The 19,669-nt window shown below is 68.6% G+C and carries 18 protein-coding genes; 15 read left to right on the top strand and 3 right to left on the bottom strand.

Annotated elements, in window-relative coordinates; translation table 11 throughout:
* Positions 1-63 precede the first annotated feature (63 nt).
* The 4 genes from secD to ACPEEZ_RS07680 are packed head-to-tail and all read left to right on the top strand — an operon-like array spanning position 64 to position 5,524.
* On the top strand, positions 64-1,833 hold the full coding sequence (gene secD / locus ACPEEZ_RS07695) for a protein translocase subunit SecD (RefSeq protein WP_423924166.1): 1,770 nt from the start codon (positions 64-66) through the stop codon (positions 1,831-1,833).
* Entirely contained in the window at positions 1,833-2,834 is a 1,002-nt protein-coding gene (gene secF, locus ACPEEZ_RS07690; RefSeq protein ID WP_423924165.1) for a protein translocase subunit SecF, read from the top strand. The genes secD and secF overlap by 1 nt, the downstream gene beginning before the upstream one ends.
* Positions 2,831-3,175 carry a rhodanese-like domain-containing protein gene (locus ACPEEZ_RS07685; RefSeq protein WP_423924164.1) on the top strand — a complete coding sequence of 115 codons (345 nt, stop codon included), beginning with the start codon at positions 2,831-2,833 and terminating at the stop codon, positions 3,173-3,175. Before secF ends, ACPEEZ_RS07685 begins: the two co-directional genes overlap by 4 nt.
* 51 nt (positions 3,176-3,226) lie before the next feature.
* Positions 3,227-5,524 (top strand): RelA/SpoT family protein, encoded by a 2,298-nt coding sequence (locus ACPEEZ_RS07680; protein ID WP_423924163.1) that lies wholly within the window; start codon positions 3,227-3,229, stop codon positions 5,522-5,524.
* Between the two features lie 32 nt (positions 5,525-5,556).
* On the opposite strand, the gene ACPEEZ_RS07675 is transcribed toward ACPEEZ_RS07680, so the two are convergent.
* The 3 genes from ACPEEZ_RS07675 to ACPEEZ_RS07665 form a co-directional block, all read right to left on the bottom strand.
* On the bottom strand, positions 5,557-6,114 hold the full coding sequence (locus ACPEEZ_RS07675; RefSeq protein WP_423924162.1) for a hypothetical protein: 558 nt from the start codon (positions 6,112-6,114) through the stop codon (positions 5,557-5,559).
* A 90-nt stretch (positions 6,115-6,204) separates the two neighbouring features.
* Positions 6,205-7,437 carry a DUF349 domain-containing protein gene (locus ACPEEZ_RS07670; protein ID WP_423924161.1) on the bottom strand — a complete coding sequence of 411 codons (1,233 nt, stop codon included), beginning with the start codon at positions 7,435-7,437 and terminating at the stop codon, positions 6,205-6,207.
* Between the two features lie 109 nt (positions 7,438-7,546).
* Positions 7,547-8,338, bottom strand: a complete 792-nt coding sequence (locus ACPEEZ_RS07665) for a peptidylprolyl isomerase (RefSeq protein ID WP_423924160.1) — start codon at positions 8,336-8,338, stop codon at positions 7,547-7,549.
* Positions 8,339-8,450: 112 nt separating this feature from the next.
* On the opposite strand from ACPEEZ_RS07665, the gene ACPEEZ_RS07660 reads away from it, so the two are divergent.
* From ACPEEZ_RS07660 to nusB, 11 genes are all read left to right on the top strand, one after another.
* The gene (locus ACPEEZ_RS07660; RefSeq protein WP_423924159.1) at positions 8,451-9,854 is read left to right on the top strand and encodes a replication-associated recombination protein A; all 1,404 of its coding nucleotides are present in this window, start codon (positions 8,451-8,453) and stop codon (positions 9,852-9,854) included.
* Positions 9,855-10,085: 231 nt separating this feature from the next.
* Positions 10,086-10,715 (top strand): 30S ribosomal protein S4, encoded by a 630-nt coding sequence (gene rpsD, locus ACPEEZ_RS07655; RefSeq protein ID WP_423924158.1) that lies wholly within the window; start codon positions 10,086-10,088, stop codon positions 10,713-10,715.
* Between the two features lie 126 nt (positions 10,716-10,841).
* Positions 10,842-11,030, top strand: a complete 189-nt coding sequence (locus ACPEEZ_RS07650; RefSeq protein WP_423924157.1) for a hypothetical protein — start codon at positions 10,842-10,844, stop codon at positions 11,028-11,030.
* A 96-nt stretch (positions 11,031-11,126) separates the two neighbouring features.
* Positions 11,127-13,790 carry an alanine--tRNA ligase gene (gene alaS / locus ACPEEZ_RS07645; protein WP_423924156.1) on the top strand — a complete coding sequence of 888 codons (2,664 nt, stop codon included), beginning with the start codon at positions 11,127-11,129 and terminating at the stop codon, positions 13,788-13,790.
* Between the two features lie 5 nt (positions 13,791-13,795).
* Positions 13,796-14,308 carry a Holliday junction resolvase RuvX gene (gene ruvX, locus ACPEEZ_RS07640; protein WP_423924155.1) on the top strand — a complete coding sequence of 171 codons (513 nt, stop codon included), beginning with the start codon at positions 13,796-13,798 and terminating at the stop codon, positions 14,306-14,308.
* Between the two features lie 3 nt (positions 14,309-14,311).
* Complete coding sequence (mltG, locus tag ACPEEZ_RS07635; protein ID WP_423924154.1) at positions 14,312-15,583, top strand: endolytic transglycosylase MltG; 1,272 nt, start codon at positions 14,312-14,314, stop codon at positions 15,581-15,583.
* Between the two features lie 67 nt (positions 15,584-15,650).
* On the top strand, positions 15,651-16,856 hold the full coding sequence (aroC, locus tag ACPEEZ_RS07630; RefSeq protein ID WP_423924153.1) for a chorismate synthase: 1,206 nt from the start codon (positions 15,651-15,653) through the stop codon (positions 16,854-16,856).
* A 74-nt stretch (positions 16,857-16,930) separates the two neighbouring features.
* On the top strand, positions 16,931-17,404 hold the full coding sequence (locus ACPEEZ_RS07625; RefSeq protein ID WP_423924208.1) for a shikimate kinase: 474 nt from the start codon (positions 16,931-16,933) through the stop codon (positions 17,402-17,404).
* Complete coding sequence (gene aroB / locus ACPEEZ_RS07620; RefSeq protein WP_423924152.1) at positions 17,401-18,519, top strand: 3-dehydroquinate synthase; 1,119 nt, start codon at positions 17,401-17,403, stop codon at positions 18,517-18,519. Before ACPEEZ_RS07625 ends, aroB begins: the two co-directional genes overlap by 4 nt.
* A gap of 97 nt (positions 18,520-18,616) precedes the next feature.
* Positions 18,617-19,180 (top strand): elongation factor P, encoded by a 564-nt coding sequence (gene efp, locus ACPEEZ_RS07615; RefSeq protein WP_423924151.1) that lies wholly within the window; start codon positions 18,617-18,619, stop codon positions 19,178-19,180.
* 18 nt (positions 19,181-19,198) lie between these two features.
* Complete coding sequence (nusB, locus tag ACPEEZ_RS07610) at positions 19,199-19,609, top strand: transcription antitermination factor NusB (protein WP_423924150.1); 411 nt, start codon at positions 19,199-19,201, stop codon at positions 19,607-19,609.
* Positions 19,610-19,669 lie beyond the last annotated feature (60 nt).

The raw sequence follows: 19,669 nt of genomic DNA, 5'->3' as shown, positions 1-19,669 counted from the left end.
CCGGGCCCTATCCTGCGCGCGCCCCCTGGGGCGCGCGCTTCCATGAGAAAGCAGAGTTCCTCCGTGGCACGCTCGACACCGGTGAAGAAGGCCATTCGTTCCCTCACCTGGCTCCTGGTCATCATCGCCGGCTTGGCCGCTCTCAACGGAGGGGCGACGCTTCTCAACACCACGAGCGACGACTCCTCCGGCAAGTGGTACGCCGGGGCCAGCTGGGTTCCCGAGCTCGCGCTCGACCTGCAGGGCGGCACCCAGATCACGCTCGCCGCGCGGCTCGAGAGCGGTGCCACCGTCTCGGGTGACCAGCTCACCCAGGCCGTGTCGATCATCCGCCAGCGCATCGACGCCAGCGGCGTCTCCGAGGCCGAGATCACCACGCAGGGCAGCCAGAACGTGGTCGTGTCGGTGCCCGGTCGGCCCGACAACGAGACCCTCCAGCGCATCGAGGCCGCGGCCAAACTGACCTTCCGACCGGTCCTGTACACCGAGGCCGTGACTCCCGACGCGGTCGGCGGTGAGGGCTCGACGGCGAGCCCCAGCCCGAGTGCGACGCCTTACACGCCCAACCCCGAGCTCGCGAGCACGCCGACGGCCAAGCCGACCAGCGCCTCCGACCTCAACTGGATCACGCCGCAGCTCGCCGACGAGTACACCAACTACAACTGCGCAGCCGCGAACGACCTGAGCACGGTCTCCGACGACAAGCCGCTCGTCACCTGCGACACGGCGGGCACGGCGAAGTACATCCTCGGCCCGGTCGAGGTCCAGGGCAGCACGATCAGCGACGCCACATCCGGGCTCGCCACGAACTCGCAGGGCAACTCGACCGGTCAGTGGGCCGTCAACCTCCAGTTCAACGGCCAGGGCTCGAAGCAGTTCTCGGACGTCACCTCGCGTCTCGTCACGCAGCAGGCGCCGCAGAACCAGTTCGCGATCACGCTGGACGGCCTCGTCATCACGGCCCCGTCCACCAACAGTGCGATCACCGACGGGCGTGCCCAGATCACCGGCTCGTTCACGCAAGATTCGTCCAAGTCCCTCGCCGACCAGCTGAAGTTCGGTGCGCTGCCGATCAGCTTCTCCGTGCAGAGCAACGAGAACATCACCGCCACGCTCGGTAAGACCCAGCTCGTCAGCGGCCTCATCGCGGGTCTGATCGGCCTGATCCTCGTGGTGATCTACTCCCTGATCCAGTACCGCGCCCTGGCCTTCGTCACGGTGCTCTCGCTCGCCATCGCCGCGGCCCTCACCTACCTGGTGATCGCCATCCTGTCGTGGCGCGAGGGCTACCGTCTCTCCCTGGCGGGTGTGGCCGGCCTCATCGTGGCCATCGGTATCACCGCCGACTCGTTCATCGTCTACTTCGAACGCATCCGAGACGAACTGCGCGATGGTCGCGTGCTCGAGAACGCCGTCGAGTCGGGGTGGAAGCGCGCGATCCGCACGATCATCGCTTCCGATACGGTCAACTTCCTCGCGGCGATCACGCTGTTCATCCTCGCCGTCGGCAACGTGAAGGGCTTCGCCCTGACACTCGGCATCACGACGGTGATCGACCTCATCGTGGTGTCGCTCTTCACGCACCCCATGCTCCGCCTCATCGCCCGCACGCGATTCTTCGGCGAGGGTCACCACTTCAGCGGCCTCAACCCTCGGGCCCTCGGCGCGGTCTACCGCGGTCGAGCACAGTTCCGTGAGCCCGTCGTCACCGCCCGCAAGGGAGCCGGCGGACGGGAAGCCGTCAAGCGCCAGACCATCGCCGAACGCAAGGCGGCCGAGAACAGCACCAGCCGAGACTCCGACTCTCCGCGCGAAGAAGGGAAGGACCTCTGATGGCCAGCTTCTCCAAGTTCGGCAACGACCTCTACACCGGGGCACGCTCGTACGACATCGTCGGACGCCGTCGCACCTGGTACCTGATCGCCCTGATCGTGGTCGTGCTCAGCGTCACCATCCCCTTCCTCCGGGGTGGCTTCCACTTCGGCATCGAGTTCACCGGCGGGTCCGAGTTCCAGGTCTCGCAGCCGTCGAGCCTCGACCAGACCATCGCCACGAACGCGGTCGACAAGACCGCACCGGACAGCAACCCGCGGGTGACGCAGGTCGGCACGGACACGATCCGCGTGCAGACCTCGCAACTCGAGCCCGCGCAGACGAACGACGTCGCCGACGCCCTCGCCTCCGCCTACAAGGTGTCGGACGACCAGGTCACGTCGTCCTTCATCGGCGCCAGCTGGGGAGCCGACATCACGGGGCAGGCGATCAAGGGTCTGATCATCTTCCTGATCCTGGCCGCACTCGGCATGTGGGCCTACTTCCGCACCTGGAAGATGGCCGTCGCGGCCATGATCGCGCTGATCCACGACCTCATCCTGACCGCGGGCATCTACGGCATCGTCGGCTTCGAGGTCACGCCCGCCGCCGTCATCGGGTTCCTGACGATCCTCGGCTACTCGCTGTACGACACCGTCGTGGTGTTCGACAAGATCCGCGAGAACACCGCGGAAGACGGCGAGGGGTCTCGTCGCACGTTCGCCGACTCCGTGAACCTCGCTGTGAACCAGACCCTCGTGCGCTCCATCAACACCTCCGTCGTCGCCCTGCTGCCCGTGGCCGGCATCCTGTTCATCGGCGCGTTCATCCTCGGTGCCGGTACTCTCCGCGACATCTCGCTCGCGCTCTTCATCGGAATCCTGGTCGGCACCTACTCGACCATCTTCATCGCGTCGCCGCTCTACGCGACCTTGCGGATGAACGAGCCCGAGATCAAGAAGCGAGACGAGCGCAAGCGCGCCGCCGCCGAGGTCGCCGCGTCCGAGACGGTGGCATCGTGAGCGGCCAGGGCCCGAGCGAGGTCACGGCGGCCGAGGCGGTCGCCCTGGTCCACGACGGCACCTACCTGCTCGACGTCCGTGAGCAGGACGAGTGGGATGCGGGGCACGCGCCCCAGGCCACGCTCGTGCCTCTGTCCGAGTTGGCCCAGCGCCAGGACGAGATCCCGACGGACGCCCAGGTCCTCGTCGTGTGCCACTCGGGGATGCGGTCGCTCCGGGCGACGGCGGCGCTGCGCGCTGCGGGTGTCGACGCGGTCAACGTGGCCGGGGGCATGATCGCCTGGCGTGACGCCCAGGGCGAACTGACCGGCGGTTCGTCCTCCGGGCCCACGGTCGGCTGACGACGAGCGAGTAACGTTGCCAGGAACCCGATTCGAGAGCGAGGTACGGTCATGACCGAGACCAGCACACGGAACGGGGCTGCGCCGAGCGAGATCCCCGGTGGCAACCCACCCGCTTCGGCGTTCCGCACACTCCTTCCCCGGCTCTTCTCGCGAAGCCAGCCGGCCGGTGCCGTCGACCGCCTCGTGAAGACGGTGCGGATGCACCACCCGAGGGCTGACCTCGTGGTCATCGAGCGTGCCTACTCGGTGGCCGAGCGTGCCCACGCGGGGCAGCTGCGCAAGAGCGGCGAGCCCTACATCACGCATCCGGTCGCCGTGGCGCAGATCCTCGCCGATCTCGGCATCGGCTCGAAGACCATCGCGGCAGCCCTGCTGCACGACACCGTCGAGGACACCGAGTACACCCTCGACATGCTCCAGCGCGACTTCGGCGACGAGATCGCGATGCTCGTCGATGGCGTCACCAAGCTCGACAAGCTCAAGTACGGCGACAGCGCGCAGGCCGAGACGGTCCGCAAGATGGTGGTCGCGATGTCGAAAGACATCAGGGTGCTCGTCATCAAACTCGCCGACCGCCTCCACAACGCGCGCACGTGGGGCTTCGTCGAATCGGCCTCGGCGACGCGCAAGGCGACCGAGACCCTCGAGATCTACGCTCCGCTAGCTCACCGGCTCGGCATCCAGACCATCAAGTGGGAGCTGGAAGACCTCTCGTTCGCCGTGCTGCACCCGAAGCTCTACGTCGAGATCGACAGCCTCGTCCGTCAGCGCACTCCGCAGCGCGAGCAGTTCGTGCAGAACGTCATCAACGCGGTGAAGTCCGACCTGAAGTCGTCCAAGATCCGCGGCGAGGTCGTCGGCCGTCCGAAGCAGTACTACTCGATCTATCAGAAGATGATCGTCCGTGGTCGTGAGTTCGACGAGATCTACGATCTCGTGGGAATCCGAGTGCTCGTGAACTCCCTTCGCGACTGCTACGCCGTGCTCGGCTCCATACACGCGCGCTGGAACCCGATCCCGGGCCGCTTCAAGGACTACATCGCCACTCCGAAATTCAACCTGTACCAGTCGTTGCACACGACGGTGATCGGCCCGAAGGGGCGTCCCGTCGAGATCCAGATCCGCACGCACGAGATGCACCAACGAGCCGAGTTCGGTGTGGCCGCCCACTGGAAGTACAAGCAGCGCATGAACGGCGGTCGCGACGAGTCGACGACCGGGCCGCAGACCGAGACGGACATGGCCTGGCTCGCGCACATCTCCGACTGGCAGGCCGAGACGGCCGACCCGGGGGAGTTCCTCGACAGCCTGCGCTTCGAGATCGGCGCCAAAGAGGTCTACGTCTTCACGCCGCAGGGCAAGGTCATCGGACTGCCGTCCGGTGCCACACCGGTCGACTTCGCGTACGCGGTGCACACCGAGGTGGGCCACCGCACCATGGGCGCCAAGGTCAACGGTCGTCTCGTCCCGCTCGAGAGCTCGCTGTCGAGCGGGGACGTCGTCGAGGTCTTCACGTCGAAGAACCCGGACTCCGGTCCGAGCCAGGACTGGCTCGCCTTCGTCAAGAGTCCGCGTGCCCGCAACAAGATCCGCCAGTGGTTCACCAAGGAGCGCCGCGACGAGGCGATCGAGCAGGGCAAGGACGCGATCGCCCGCGCCATGCGCAAGCAGAACCTCCCGTTGCAGAAGCTGATGAACCAGGACAGCATCGCCGAGGTCGCGGCAACCATGCGCTACGACGACGTGTCGAGTCTCTATGCGGCGGTGGGCGAGGGACACATCTCGACGCAGTCGGTGATCGAGAAGATCCTCAGTGCCGTCCAGCAGCAGACCGAGGTCGACGAGGGGGAGTTCGAGTTCCCGAGCAAGGGACGCACGCGTCCCCTCCGGGACAGCGACTCCGGTGTGCTCGTGCGGGGTGCGCCCGACATCCTGGTCAAGCTCGCGAAGTGCTGCACTCCGGTGCCGGGGGACCAGATCGTCGGCTTCATCACCCGCGGCCAGGGCGTCAGCGTCCACCAGGCGGCCTGTCACAACGTGCAGAGCCTGATGAACGAGCCCGAGCGGATGATCGAGGTGGAGTGGGCCCCGTCGTCCAAGAGCGTGTTCCTCGTGCAGATCCAGATCGAGGCGCTTGATCGCAGCGGTCTGTTGTCGGATGTCACGCGTGTGCTGTCCGAGCACCACGTCAACATACTGTCGGCCACCGTCTCGACGTCCAACGAGCGCCTCGCCCTCAGTCGCTTCGTGTTCGAGATGGGTGACACGACGCATCTCGACCGTGTGCTCAACGCCGTCCGCCGGATCGATGCGGTCTACGACGTCTACCGGGTCAGCGCCGGCTAGAGCTCCAGCGCCGGCTCAGGCATCAGCACCGCCTATGGAACCCGTGCGGGCTGGAGCAGGTCGGTCAACCGGTGTTCGGCGCGCACACGGTGTCGAAGACGGGCGCGGCGCCACAGGAGGGCGTCGGCCCGATCGAGACCGACGCCGTACTCGCTCGCGAGATAGAGCACGGCGGCGCGGTCAGCGTCGTTCCAGTCGGACAACCGCGCGATGTCGGCCATCGTGCGGGCGGGTGACGTCACCCGGACCTCACCGAGCGCAACCGACTCGTCGTCGTCGATCAGGACCTCGCTGACGGCCACGCGTCCCGGCATGCTGCGGCCCCGAGCGCGGAGGGAGACGCAGCCCTCGAGCCGGGCGGGTGCCGGCCCGCCGAAGCCCCAACACCACGCGGCCGTGGCCCGATAGCCGATCAGCTGCTGTCCGAGTGCGGAGCGCAGGGACGAAGCGCGTCGCCACGGCAGATCGAGATCGGCGATGGAGCTGTAGCAGTCGCCGAGTTCGTAGACCTCGCCGTCGAGGAGAGCCGCCCGGAGCTCGGGCTCGGGCAGGTCGTCCGACGTCAGGAGCGAGGGGAGCAGCGAAGGCATGCTCCCAGCGTGGCCGAAGCCCGGCACGGACGCCGACGGGCGGGCGTCCTCTGTGGAGAACTCCCGCCCGTCGGCGTCCGTGGAGCGTGCCTAGGCGCCGAGGGCGTCCAGCCAGACGCGCCTCGCGTCGAGCGCCTCGCGCGCCTCGTGGATGCGGCGGGCGTCGCCGCTCGCCTCCGCCGCGGCGAGCTCGCTCTCGAGCTTGGCGATGGCGTCCTGCAGCTGGCTCGCGAGCCCCTCGGAGCGCGCCTTGCGCTCGGGGTTGGATTTCTGCCAGTGCTCCTCGTCGAGCTGACGGACGTGCGACTCGACCTTGCGGAGACGGTCCTCGACCGACCGCAGCTGTTCGCGGGGTACGCGCCCGATCTCGTCCCAACGCAGCTGGAGGGCCGTGAGCGTCTCGCGAGCGGCGACCCGGTCCGTGACCGTCAGCAGCTTCTCGGCCTCGTCGAGCAGTTCGAGCTTCTGGGTGAGGTTCGTCTCGTACTCGACGTTGTCGCGGGCGACGACCTCCGACTTGGCGGCGTACAACACGTCGCCGGCCGTCTTGAACTTGGCCCAGAGGGCGTCGTCGTACTTCTTGCCGGCTCGCCCGGCACGCTTCCAGTCATCGAGCAGATCGCGGTAGGCGGGGATGCCGTCGACACCCTTGCCGGCGAGGGCCTCGGCCGCCTCGACCAGGGACTGCTTGCGCTGACGAGCCTCGCGGTGCGTGGCGTCCAGATCGGCGTAGAACGCCTTTCGGTGGCTGTCGATGGTCGAGCGGGCGGCGCGGAAGCGCTTCCAGAGCTCGTTGCCCTCGCCCTTGGGGATGCGCGGGCCGTCCTGCTGGTGTTTCTGCCAGCGACCGAAGATGTCGTCGATCGTCGCCGTGACCTGCTTCCACTGCACCCGAGCCGGGTCCTGGGCGGCGAGCGTCTCGGCTTCGACGACGAGCCCGGTGCGGTACGCGACCGCCTCGGCCAGCGCCTCCTTCGCCTCGGCGCTCTGCTGCTCGGTCAACTCGGCCACCGTGGTGTCGAGAGCCGCGACCCGGTCGCGGAGCGTCTGGAGATCGCCCACGGCGCTCGGCTCGGTGAGGAGCTCGCGCAGGTGGCGGACGGTCTTCGACACGTCGGCCGCGGACGCACCGCGCTTGACACGCTGCTCGAGCAAGGTGACCTGCCCGTTCAGCTCCGTGTACTTGCGCTCGTAGTACGCCAGTGCCTCGGCCGGTGTGGCATCGGGATACTGGCCGACGGCGCGTTCGCCTTCGGCCTCACGGACGTAGACGGTGCCGTCGTCGTCGACACGGCCCCAGGGCGCCTGGTCGTCTGTACTCACAGATAATCCTTCGAGAACGCGGCCCCGAAAGGCGGGGCCTGATCGTCGCAGGGTGTGATTCGGTCCCCACGATGGAGGGCCAGCCTATTGCACGTCACGCCCGGGGGGACTACTGGATGCGGGCGCCCGTGATGGTCGTCGGCACGACGGGTGCGCCGTCGGTCTCGCTGTTGCCGGGTGTCAGCCCCTTGTCGGTGATGTTCGCCGTCAGCTGGTCGAGACCGCTGGTCACCGTGCCCACGACGGTGTAGCCGCCCGTGGAGGCGTCGAGATAGGTGTCGCCGTAGGTGATGAAGAACTGGGTCGACTGCGAGTTCGGGTCCTGACCACGGGCCATGGCGACCGTGCCCGTCGGGTAGAGGCCGTCGCTCGGCACGTTCTCGAGGGGTCCGAACGTGAAGCCCGCGTCGCCCCTACCGTCGCCGTTCGCCGAACCGCACTGGATGAACTTGGCCGATTCGGCGTTGCTCATCCGGTGGCAGGTCGTGCCGTCGTAGAAGCCCTTCTCGATCAGGTCGATGATGACGGAGGCCGCCTGAGGCGCCTTGACCCCGTCCAACTCGATGCCGAGCTTGACGTCGGCGTTGAGGTCGAGCTCACCCGTCCAGGTGCGGTCGGCGGCGATGCCGGAGCTCGGCACGTCACCCGTGTTCGCCGACGCAGTCGCGGACGAGGAGGCGCTGGGCGAGTCGGACGCGGAGCCGCCGGCCGCGCCGGGGCCGTTGGAGAAGTACAGGAGCTGCGCACCGACGACCAGGGCGACGACGACGAGCCCGGCGGCGACGGCCACGATGTTGTCGCGGCGGCGGCGTCGCACCTGGGTGCCGTGCACCTGCTGCCGAGCGGTGTACCTGCGGAGCCTGTCTCGTGCCTCGCGGTCCTGATTCTTGCTCGGTGCCACGTGTCCTCCATCCGGGAATGTCCAGCCTGAACTGTAACGGAGCCGTCGGGACCGACGCCGGAGCCACGCGACCCACGGGTCGTGTCGGTGGCCCGGTCTAGCATTGACGACCATGAGCCCGCTCCCGCAGAGCTCGACCCCGTTGGCGGTCCGCATGCGCCCCACCAGCCTCGCCGAGGTCGCCGGTCAGAAGCACCTGTTGCGTCCCGGTTCGCCCCTCGTGACGCTCGCGTCCGACGTGTCGGGGGAGCAGGGCGCCGTCTCCGTCATCCTGTGGGGGCCGCCGGGCACGGGCAAGACGACGCTGGCGCAGGCCATCGCGCACAGCTCGGGGCGGCAGTTCATCGAGCTCTCCGCGGTCACGGCCGGCGTGAAAGACGTCCGTCAGGTCATGGAGAAGGCCCTGTCGAACCGCGACCTGTACGGCACGACCACCGTGCTCTTCCTCGACGAGATCCACCGCTTCACGAAGGCCCAGCAGGACGCCCTGCTCCCCGGTGTCGAGAACGGCTGGGTGATCCTCATCGCGGCCACCACCGAGAACCCCTCGTTCTCGGTCATCACCCCTCTTCTCTCGCGGTCGCTCCTCCTCACCCTCGAGCAGCTGAGCGACGACGACCTCGGCGACCTCGTCAAGCGGGCCGTGGTCGACCCCCGCGGTCTCGCCGACCGGGTCTCCCTCGACGACGAGGCCCTGGCGACCATCGTGCGGCTCGCCTCGGGCGATGCGCGTCGCGCGCTCACCGCCCTCGAGGCGTCCGCTCAGTCGGCGTGGGCGATGCACGACGACCTCGCGTCGGCCGGTGTCGCCACCGGCGACCCCGACGCGGACTTCGATCCCGACGCGTCCTACGACGACGAAGGCGCCGACGACGACCGCCCCGTGATCACGGCCGAGCTGGTGGCGCAGTCGGTCGATCGCGCCCTCCTCCGGTACGACCGCAACGGCGACGAGCACTACGACGTGATCAGCGCGTTCATCAAGTCGGTGCGCGGGTCCGACGTCGACGGCGCACTGCACTACCTCGCCCGCATGATCGAGGCGGGGGAGGACCCTCGCTTCATCTGCCGGCGCATCATCGTCTCCGCCGCGGAGGACATCGGCATGGCCGACCCGAACGCCCTCACCGTGGCCGTCTCCGCCGCGACCGCCGTCCAGATGATCGGCATGCCCGAGGGGCGCATCCCGATGGCCGAGGCCGTCGTCTACCTGGCGACCGCACCCAAGTCGAACCGTGCCTACGTCGGGCTCGACGCCGCCATCGCCGACGTCCGCGCCGGTAAGGCGGGGCGGGTCCCCAAGCACCTCCGCGACGCCCACTATCCGGGCGCCAAACGCCTCGGTCACGGCAAGGGCTACAAATACGCCCACGACTCCGAGTTCGGCGTGGTCGAGCAGCAGTACCTCCCGGACGAACTCGTGGGGCGCACGTACTACGACCCCACCCACAACGGCAACGAACGCGACGTCTCCGCACGCCTCGAGAAGCTCCGCAAGATCACACGCGGCGAGTGAGACCGCAGGACGGGGCCGGCCGTCACCGGTCGCGTGCGCGGACGCACTCCTGTATGCTCGGGGGGTTGCCTGTCTTCGGGTCGTCCACGCGCGGCTGCTCACGACGTCCCGATCAAGGTGCGACGACCTGTAGCCGGTCGACCACCGCGGCACTCACCCCTCTTGTTATGCCTGTCGGCGCTCGCGCGCTGGGGAGGCACTTTCATGAACCTCGACAAGATTAGGAATTCCGTGTCCACCAAGTCACGTACTCGTAGCAAGACCCGTCTGTCGCGTGCCCTCGGCATCGCGCTGACCCCGAAGGCCGCTCGTTACCTCGAGAAGCGCCCCTATGCTCCCGGCGAGCACGGCCGCACCAAGCGCAAGACCGACAGCGACTACGCCGTTCGTCTGCGTGAGAAGCAGCGTCTGCGCGCCCAGTACGGCATCCGCGAGGCGCAGCTGCGCATCGTCTTCAACGAGGCCCGCAAGGCCTCCGGCCTGACCGGTGAGAACCTGGTCGAGCTGCTCGAGACGCGTCTCGACGCCCTCGTCCTGCGTGCCGGCTTCGCCCGCACCACGGCTCAGGCTCGCCAGCTCGTCGTGCACCGCCACATCCTCGTCGACGGCAAGCTCGTCGACCGCCCCTCGTTCCGCGTCAAGGAGGGTCAGATGATCCACGTCAAGGCGAAGAGCGAGAGCATGGAGCCGTTCCAGGTCGCCGCCGCCGGTGGTCACCTCGACGTCCTGCCCAAGGTTCCCGGCTACCTCGAGGTCGAGATCGACAAGCTGCAGGCCCGCCTCGTGCGTCGCCCGAAGCGCGCCGAGGTCCCCGTGACCTGTGAAGTCCAGCTGGTCGTCGAGTACTACGCAGCGCGCTAGTCTCACCGCCTCGTCGAAGGGAGCGGGTCACCTCGGTGGCCTGCTCCCTTCGTCGTTCCGCGACGAAGTAAGCTGACGTGTCGGCCCGCACGCGCGGGTCGTACGACAGCTGTAGAGGAGCCCGAAGTGAAGAACCTGTTCCTGGTGACCGTCGGTGTGGTCATCGGATTCGCCGTCGCGCATCAGTTCAACAAGACGCCCGAGGGGCGCCGCTTCTTCGGTGACCTCGACGGCCGGGCCAAGACCTTCCGCGCCGCCGTCGTCGACGGGTACAAGACCCGCGAGGCCGAGCTCCGCGGCGACCAGGCCGCCTGACCACCTGAGCACCTCGAGGCCGTCGCCCCGTCGCGAGCCTCACCCGCGCCTCCTCGGCGTACCAGAACCACGACCGCCCCCACCTCCGGGAGAACCATGCAGACCGCAGAAATCCGCCGCCGTTGGCTCGACTACTTCGGCGAGCGGGGTCACACCATCGTGCCCTCCGCCTCGCTGGTCAGTGACGACCCGAGCCTGCTGTTCACGGTGGCCGGCATGGTCCCGTTCATCCCGTACCTGACCGGTCTCGTGCCGACGCCCTACCCGCGGGCGACGAGTGTCCAGAAGTGCATCCGCACCAACGACATCGAAGAGGTCGGCAAGACGCCGCGTCACGGGACGTTCTTCCAGATGAACGGCAACTTCTCCTTCGGCGACTACTTCAAAGAGGAGGCCATCGGCTACGCCTGGGAGCTGCTGACCTCGTCCGAGGCCGACGGCGGTCTGGCCTTCGACCCGGCCGACCTCTGGGTGACGGTCTACGAGGAGGACGACGAGGCGATCGCCCTCTGGAAGAAGATCGCGGGCCTCCCCGACGAGAAGATCCAGCGACTCGGCAAGGACTCGAACTACTGGCACACCGGTCAGCCCGGCCCGGCCGGCCCCTGCTCCGAGATCTTCTTCGACCGCGGCCCCGCCTACGGCGCCGATGGCGGTCCGGCGACGGACGACGACCGTTACGTCGAGATCTGGAACCTCGTGTTCATGCAGTACCAGATCGAGAACGTGCGTTCGAAGGTCGACTTCGACATCGTGCGCGAGCTGCCCCACAAGAACATCGACACCGGCATGGGTCTCGAGCGCGTCGCGTTCATCAAGCAGGGCGTCGACAACATGTACGAGATCGACCAGGTGCGTCCGGTCCTCGACAAGGCCGCCGAGCTGTCCGGCCGCGAGTACGGTGCCGTGCACGAGGACGACGTCCGCATGCGCGTCATCGCGGACCACGTCCGCAGCTCGCTCATGCTCATGTCCGACGGCGTACGCCCGTCGAACGAGGGCCGCGGGTACATCCTCCGACGCCTGCTCCGCCGCACCGTCCGTTCGATGCGACTGCTCGGGGTCGAGGGTGCGACCTTCCCGGAGCTCTTCGCCGTCTCGCGCGATGCCATGAAGGCGGCCTACCCCGAGGTCGAGACCGACTACGACCGCATCTCGCGCCTGGCGATCGCCGAGGAGGAGACCTTCCTCCGTACCCTGGCGTCGGGCACTTCGATCCTCGACATCGCCGTCGCCGACACGAAGGCGAAGGGCGACGGACGTGAGCTGCAGGGCGACACCGCCTTCCTCCTGCACGACACGTTCGGGTTCCCCATCGACCTGACCCTCGAGATCGCCGAAGAGAGCGGCCTCTCGGTCGACCGTCCGGCCTTCGACCGCCTCATGTCGGAGCAGCGCGCCCGGGCCAAGGCCGACGCGAAGTCCAAGAAGACGGCCCTCGCCGACCTCAGCGTCTACAGTGCGTTCCGCGCCCAGGGCGAGACCGTGTTCACCGGCTACGACCACCTCGACACCGAGTCGACCGTGCTCGGACTCATCGTCGGCGGCGAGTCCGTCGACCGCGCCGTGGCGGGCGACATCGCCGAGGTGATCCTGGCCGAGACGTCGCTCTACGCCGAATCGGGTGGACAGGAGGCCGACGCCGGAAGCATCGTCGGCAACGGATTCGACCTCGAGGTCCTCGACGTCCAGAAGCCCGTCAAGGGCCTCATCAGCCACCGGGTCCAGGTCCGCTCCGGCGAGGTGGGCGTCGGCGACGCCGCCACCAGCGTCGTCGATCCGTCCTACCGACGCGGTGCGACGCAGGCGCACTCGGCCACCCACCTCATCCACGCCGCGCTCCGCGAGGTGCTGGGGCCGGAGGCGCACCAGGCCGGGTCCTACAACAAGGCCGGCTACATGCGGCTCGACTTCAACTGGAACCAGGCCCTGAGCCCGCAGACGCGCAGCGAGATCGAGGAGATCGCGAACAACGCCATCCGTGACGACCTCGAGGTCGTCACCCGCGAGATGCCGCTCGACGAGGCGCGGTCGATGGGCGCCATGGCGCTCTTCGGCGAGAAGTACGGCGAGACGGTGCGCATGGTCGACATCGGGGGGCCGTGGTCGCGCGAGCTCTGCGCCGGCACGCACGTCTCGACCAGCTCGCAGGTCGGTCTCATCAACCTCGTCAGCGAGACCTCCGTCGGGTCGACGAACCGGCGCGTCGAGTCCCTGGTCGGACTCGACGCCTTCCGCGACTTCGCGACCGAGCGTGCCATCGTCTCCCAGCTCACGTCGTCGCTCAAGACGCCGCGGGAGAGCCTCCCCGAGCGCATCGGCGATCTGGTGACCAGTCTCAAGGCCGCCGAGAAGCGCATCGCCGAGTTCGAGCAGGCGCAGCTCGCTACCCGCGTGCCCGCTCTCGCCGACACGGCGACCGGCGTCGGCTCGTACACCGTCGTGGCCGAGACCGTCGGAACACTGAAGTCGACCGATGAGCTGCGCTCTCTCGCGACGAGTGTCCGCGAACGCCTCGGGGCAGCCTCGGCGGCCGTCGTGGCGCTGGCAGCCGACGTCGCCGGCAAGCCCGCCGTGATCGTCGTGACCACGGAGGCGGCTCGCCGGGCCGGCGCCAAGGCGGGTGTCCTGGCCAAGGGCGCGGCCGGCGTCCTCGGCGGCGGCGGCGGCGGCAAGGACGACCTCGCCCAGGGCGGTGGCTCGGACGTCGCCAAGATCCCCGCGGCCCTCACCGGCATCGTCGACGCGCTCCGCGGCTGACGGCCGTGCGACACGGCGTCCGGGTCGGCGTCGATGTGGGCAAAGCCCGCATCGGCGTCGCCCGTACCGACCCGTCCGGCATGATCGCGACGCCCGTCGAGACGGTGCCCCGCGCCTCCTCGGGCTCGTCCGACATCGAGTCCATCGCCGCCCACGTCGACGAGCTCTCGGCCGTCGAGGTGATCGTGGGGCTGCCGTTGTCCCTGTCGGGCGGAGACACGCCTTCGACGGGCGACGCTCGCGACTTCGCCGGCCGGTTGGCCGAGCGACTCGCCGTGCCGGTGCGCCTCGTCGACGAGCGCCTCTCGACGGTGAGCGCCCAGGGCGCACTCCGGGCCTCCGGACGCAAGGGCCGTTCACAACGATCCGTTATCGATCAGGTCGCCGCTGTTATCATCGTGCAGCATGCGCTCGACCTCGAGCGATCGAGCGGGAGACCGCCCGGTCAGCTGGTCGAGACCGCCGGCGGGGCCCAGGGCGACGCCGACATCGAACCCGACACCGACGAAGGACGTTGATTCGTGGCCGACGAACCCAATTGGGACGAGATCTTCAGCTCCCAACCCACGACCGATGGCGGCCAGGGGGATCGTCGAAGCGAGTCACGCGGCCCCGCGGCCGACACCGCCGCGGCTCCGGCCACCTCTCGTCGCGAGCAGCGCGAGCGTGAACGGTCGCCGCGACGTCACGAGCGTGACACCACGGCGTCTGCTCCACGGCCGCCGCGACCGGGACGCCGTCGGGGGGCGATCATCCTGGTCGTCATCCTCGTCGTCGTGCTCGGCGGCGGCACGGCGGGCGTCCTCGGGGCCTGGAACACGGTCGCGCCGAAGGTCGAGGCGCTCTTCGGTGACAACAAGCCGGAGGACTTCTCGGGTACGGGCAACGGTACCGAGGTCGACTTCCCGATCGTCGACGGGCAGGTCGGCTCCGACATCGCGCAGAACCTGTTCGACGCCGGTGTCACGAAGAGCTACCAGGCGGCCTACAGCATCCTGCTCGCCAACAAGACCATCACGTTCCAGGTGGGCACGTACAAGCTCGAGAAGGAGATGAGCGCCCAGTCGGCGATCGACGCCCTGCAGGACGACAGCAAGCGCATCGTCAACAAGGTCGTCGTCCCCGAGGGCACGGCGCTGAAGGACATCATCCCGCTCGTCGCGCAGGCGACGGGCCTGCCGGTCGCCGACGTGCAGGCGGCTGCCGACGACTACACCTCGTACGGCCTGCCCGCCGAGGCGAAGAGCCTCGAGGGGTATCTGTTCCCGGCGACGTATCAGCTGGCCCCGAACAAGACGGCCCACGACTACCTGCAAGAGATGGTCACGACCATGTTCGACCGTCTGCAGAAGGCGGGCGTCCAGCCGGCCGACTACCAGCACACCATCGTGTTCGCGTCGCTGATCCAGCGCGAGGCGGGTCTCGCCGACGACTATCCGAAGGTCGCACGCGTGTTCCAGAACCGTCTGGACGACGGAATGCTGCTGCAGTCCGACGCCACGGTGGCCTACGGCACGGGTAACACCCACACGGTGACCACCACGGACGCCGAGCGCGCCGACGCCTCGAACCCGTACAACACGTACGTGCACCAGGGACTCCCCGCGGGCCCCATCTCCAACCCCGGCGATCTCGCGATCAACGCCGCGCTGCATCCGGCCGACGGCCCGTGGCTCTACTTCGTCACGGTCAACCTGGCCACCGGCGAGACCGATTTCTCGACGACGTTCGCGGAGCACCAGGCCTCCGTCAAGAAGTGGCAGCAGTGGATGAGGGACAACCCGTCCTACTGAGTCGACCACCGGCCGCGGCGCGTCATGCGGCGCGGCCGGTGCGACCCGCTGTGGGAGGATGGTGGCCATGCTTCGTTGGTTGACGGCCGGAGAATCCCACGGCCCCGAACTCATCGCCGTCCTCGAAGGGCTGCCGGCCGGCGTGCCCGTCTCGATGGCCGCCATCCAAGACGACCTCGCACGCCGCAAGCTCGGCTACGGCCGTGGCTCGCGGATGAAGTTCGAGCAGGACGACCTGCACGTCTCGGGCGGTGTCCGCCACGGTCTGACGATGGGTGGCCCGGTGGCCCTCCGTGTCGGCAACACCGAATGGCCCAAGTGGGTCGAGGTGATGAACCCCGAGCCTGTCGAGATCAGCGACGCCTCGCGCGGTCGCAGCGCCCCCTTGACCCGCCCGCGCCCCGGTCACGCCGACCTCGTCGGCATGCAGAAATACGACTTCGACGAGGCCCGTCCCATCCTCGAGCGCGCCAGCGCCCGCGAGACCGCGGCCCGCGTCGCCCTCGGGGCCGTCGCCCGGTCGTTCCTGTCCGAGCTGGGCATCCAGCTCGTGAGCCACACCCTCTCGATCGGTCCGGTCCGCGTGCCCGAGGGCGGCGCCCTGCCGCTGCCCGACGACGTCGAGCGTCTCGACGCCGATCCGCTGCGCTGCTTCGATGCCGCGACGTCCGAGGCGATGGTCGCCGAGGTCGACGCCGCCAAGAAAGACGGTGACACGCTCGGCGGCATCGTCGAGGTCCTGGCCTACGGACTGCCGCCGGGGCTCGGGTCGCACGTCCACTGGGACCGCCGTCTCGACTCGCAGCTCGCGGCCGCCCTCATGGGCATCCAGGCGATCAAGGGTGTCGAGGTCGGTGACGGTTTCGAGACGACCCGTCGCCGGGGCTCGGCCGCGCACGACGAGCTGCACCGTACCTCCGGCGTCATCTCACGGGACACGTATCGAGCCGGAGGCACGGAGGGCGGGATGAGCACCGGCACCGTCCTGCGCGTGCGAGCGGGCATGAAGCCGATCGCAACGGTGCCCCGCGCCCTGGCCACCGTCGACACCACCACCGGCGAGGAGTCGAAGGCGCACCACCAGCGCTCCGACGTCTGCGCCGTCCCCGCGGCCGGCGTCGTCGCGGAGGCGATGGTGGCGTTGGTGCTCGCGAACTCCGTGCTCGAGAAGTTCGGGGGCGATTCCGTCGGCGAGACCCGGCGCAACCTCCGCGCGTACCTCGACGCCATCCCCGACACGCTGCGGACCCAGACGGCGCTCGTCGATCCGTGACGCAGGACACCGACGCCGAGAGGGCTACCGGCAACGGTGGCGCCCACGACGGTGCCATCGTCCTGATCGGCCCGATGGGCGCGGGCAAGAGCAGCATCGGCAAGAAGCTCTCCAAGCGCCTCGGCCTGCCGTTCGTCGACAGCGACCGTGTCATCGTGCGTCGACACGGCGTCATCGCCGAGATCTTCGCGACGCACGGCGAGCAGCATTTCCGCGGGCTCGAACGCGACGTCGTCGCCGAGTCGCTGGCGGCCGGGGGAGTCCTCTCCCTCGGGGGCGGCGCCGTCCTCCACCCCGACACGCGCGACCGACTGACGGGCCACCGGGTCGTGCTGCTGACGGTGAGCGCCGACGCCGTCGCGTCCCGCATCACCGGCGGCGGTCGCCCGCTGCTCGGCGACGGCGGTCTCGACGCATGGCGGCGTATCGCGCTCGAGCGCGACCCGATCTACCGTTCGGTCGCCTCCGTGACCTTCGACACCTCCCACAGACCCATCTCCACCGTCGTCGACGACATCGTGAGCTGGGTCGAGAAAGGCGCATCATGACCGACATCGACGGCACGCCCGCGGCTCCCGCGGCCGACCAGGGCACCACCACCATCCGGGTCGAGGGCGACGCGCCCTACGACGTCCTCGTCGGACGCGACCTGGCGGGCGAGATCCCCGCCCTCCTGCACGCGCAGACGAAGAAGATCCTCGTCGTGCACCCGCCGACGCTCGGACGGAAGGCGGGGGAGCTGCGCCAGCGCCTCCTCGACGCCGGTTACGAGGTGCTGATCGCCGAGGTCCCCGACGCCGAGGACGCCAAGCGCGTCGAGGTCGCCGCCTTCTGCTGGCAGATCCTGGGGCAGGCCGACTTCACGCGGACCGACGCCGTCCTGGGCCTCGGCGGCGGTGCCATCACCGACCTGGCCGGTTTCGTGGCGGCCACCTGGTTGCGGGGTGTCCAGCTCGTCTCGGTGCCGACCACCGTGCTCGGTATGGTCGACGCCAGCGTCGGCGGCAAGACGGGCATCAACACCGCCGAAGGCAAGAACCTCGTGGGTGTCTTCCACGCCCCCGCGGGTGTCCTGGTCGATCTCGACCTGCTCGACACCCTCGGCAAGAACGAGATCCTGGCCGGTTTCGCCGAGATCGTGAAGGCCGGGTTCATCGCCGAGCCCGAGATCCTGGACATCGTCGAGGCGTCGGTGGACCGCGCGACCGATCCGAGCACGCCCGAGTTCCGCCGCGTCGTCGAGCTGTCCATCGCGCTCAAGGCCCGGGTCGTGGGGGAGGACTTCACCGAACAGGGGCTCCGCGAGATCCTCAACTACGGTCACACGCTCGGTCACGCGATCGAACATGCCGAGCGGTACCAGTGGAGGCACGGGGCCGCGGTCTCGGTCGGCATGGTCTTCGCGGCCGAGCTGGGCCGGCTCACGGGTCGACTGTCGGACGACATCGTCGACCGGCACCGCCGCATCCTCGAGTCATTGACCCTCCCCACGACGTACCCCCTCGGCCGCTGGAACACCCTGCTCGCGACGATGCAGCGTGACAAGAAGGCCCGAGCCGGCATGCTCCGGTTCATCGTGCTGGACGACCTCGCCCGGCCCACCGTCCTCCAGGGGCCGGACCAGAGCCTCCTCTTCGCGGCCTACCAGGAGATCGGTTCCTGACCCGCCCGTCGGCCGGATCGAGCCGTCGGGTACACTCGACGATGGCCTGAATCCGGGCCGACCTCTTCTCAACTCAATTCGAACGGATCTCGCGCGCATGGCGACTACCAACGACATCAAGAACGGTGCCGTCCTCAACCTCGACGGACAGCTCTGGAACGTGATCGAGTTCCAGCACGTCAAGCCGGGCAAGGGTGGCGCGTTCGTCCGCACGAAGATGAAGAACGTCATGTCGGGCAAGGTCGTCGACAAGACGTTCAACGCCGGCACCAAGGTCGACTTCGCCAACGTCGACCGCCGCGAGTACACCTACCTCTACGCCGAGGCCGACGGCTACGTGTTCATGGACACGAGCGACTACGACCAGATCAACGTCCCCGCGACCATCGTCGGCGATGCCAAGAACTTCATGCTCGAGAACCAGAACGTGCAGATGGCGTTGCACGACGGCGACCCGCTCTACATCGAGCTGCCCGCCTCGGTGATCCTCGAGGTCACCTACACCGAGCCCGGCCTGCAGGGCGACCGTTCGACCGGTGGCACCAAGCCCGCCACGGTCGAGACCGGCTACGAGATCCAGGTGCCCCTCTTCCTCGAGAGCGGCACGAAGGTCAAGGTCGACACGCGAGACGGCAGCTACCTCGGCCGCGTCAACGACTAGCAGCGGGGCCGCAGCAGTATGAGCGCACGCACCAAGGCGCGGAAGCGGGCCCTCGACGTCCTCTACGTCGCCGACATCCGCCAGATCAGCATGTCGGACGCCCTCGTCGCCGAGACCCAGCGCTCCCTGGAACAGCCCGAGCGCAACTCGAGCTGGGGCTACGCACGAGACATCGTGACGGGTGTCATCGAGAACCAGGCCACGATCGACGAGCTCATCGAGACGTACTCGCAGGGCTGGTCGCTGTCGCGCATGCCCATCATCGACCGGGCCATCCTGCGGATCGGCATCTGGGAGCTCACGTCGAACGACGAGATCCCCGACGCCGTCGCCATCAGCGAGGCCGTCGAGATGGCCCAATCCCTGAGCACCGACGACTCGGCATCCTTCGTCAACGGCCTGCTCGGCCGGATCGCCGCCAGCCAGTAGGCTGGTGTGCGGTCGACCGGGCCCGCCCGGTCACCCACAACTTCACATCGACGTCCTTTA

Source organism: Frigoribacterium sp. 2-23, assembly GCF_049601585.1.
Taxonomy (GTDB): Bacteria; Actinomycetota; Actinomycetes; order Actinomycetales; family Microbacteriaceae; genus Frigoribacterium.
Note: the sequence above shows the minus strand (reverse complement) of the source record. Positions and strands in the feature narration are given on the sequence as shown.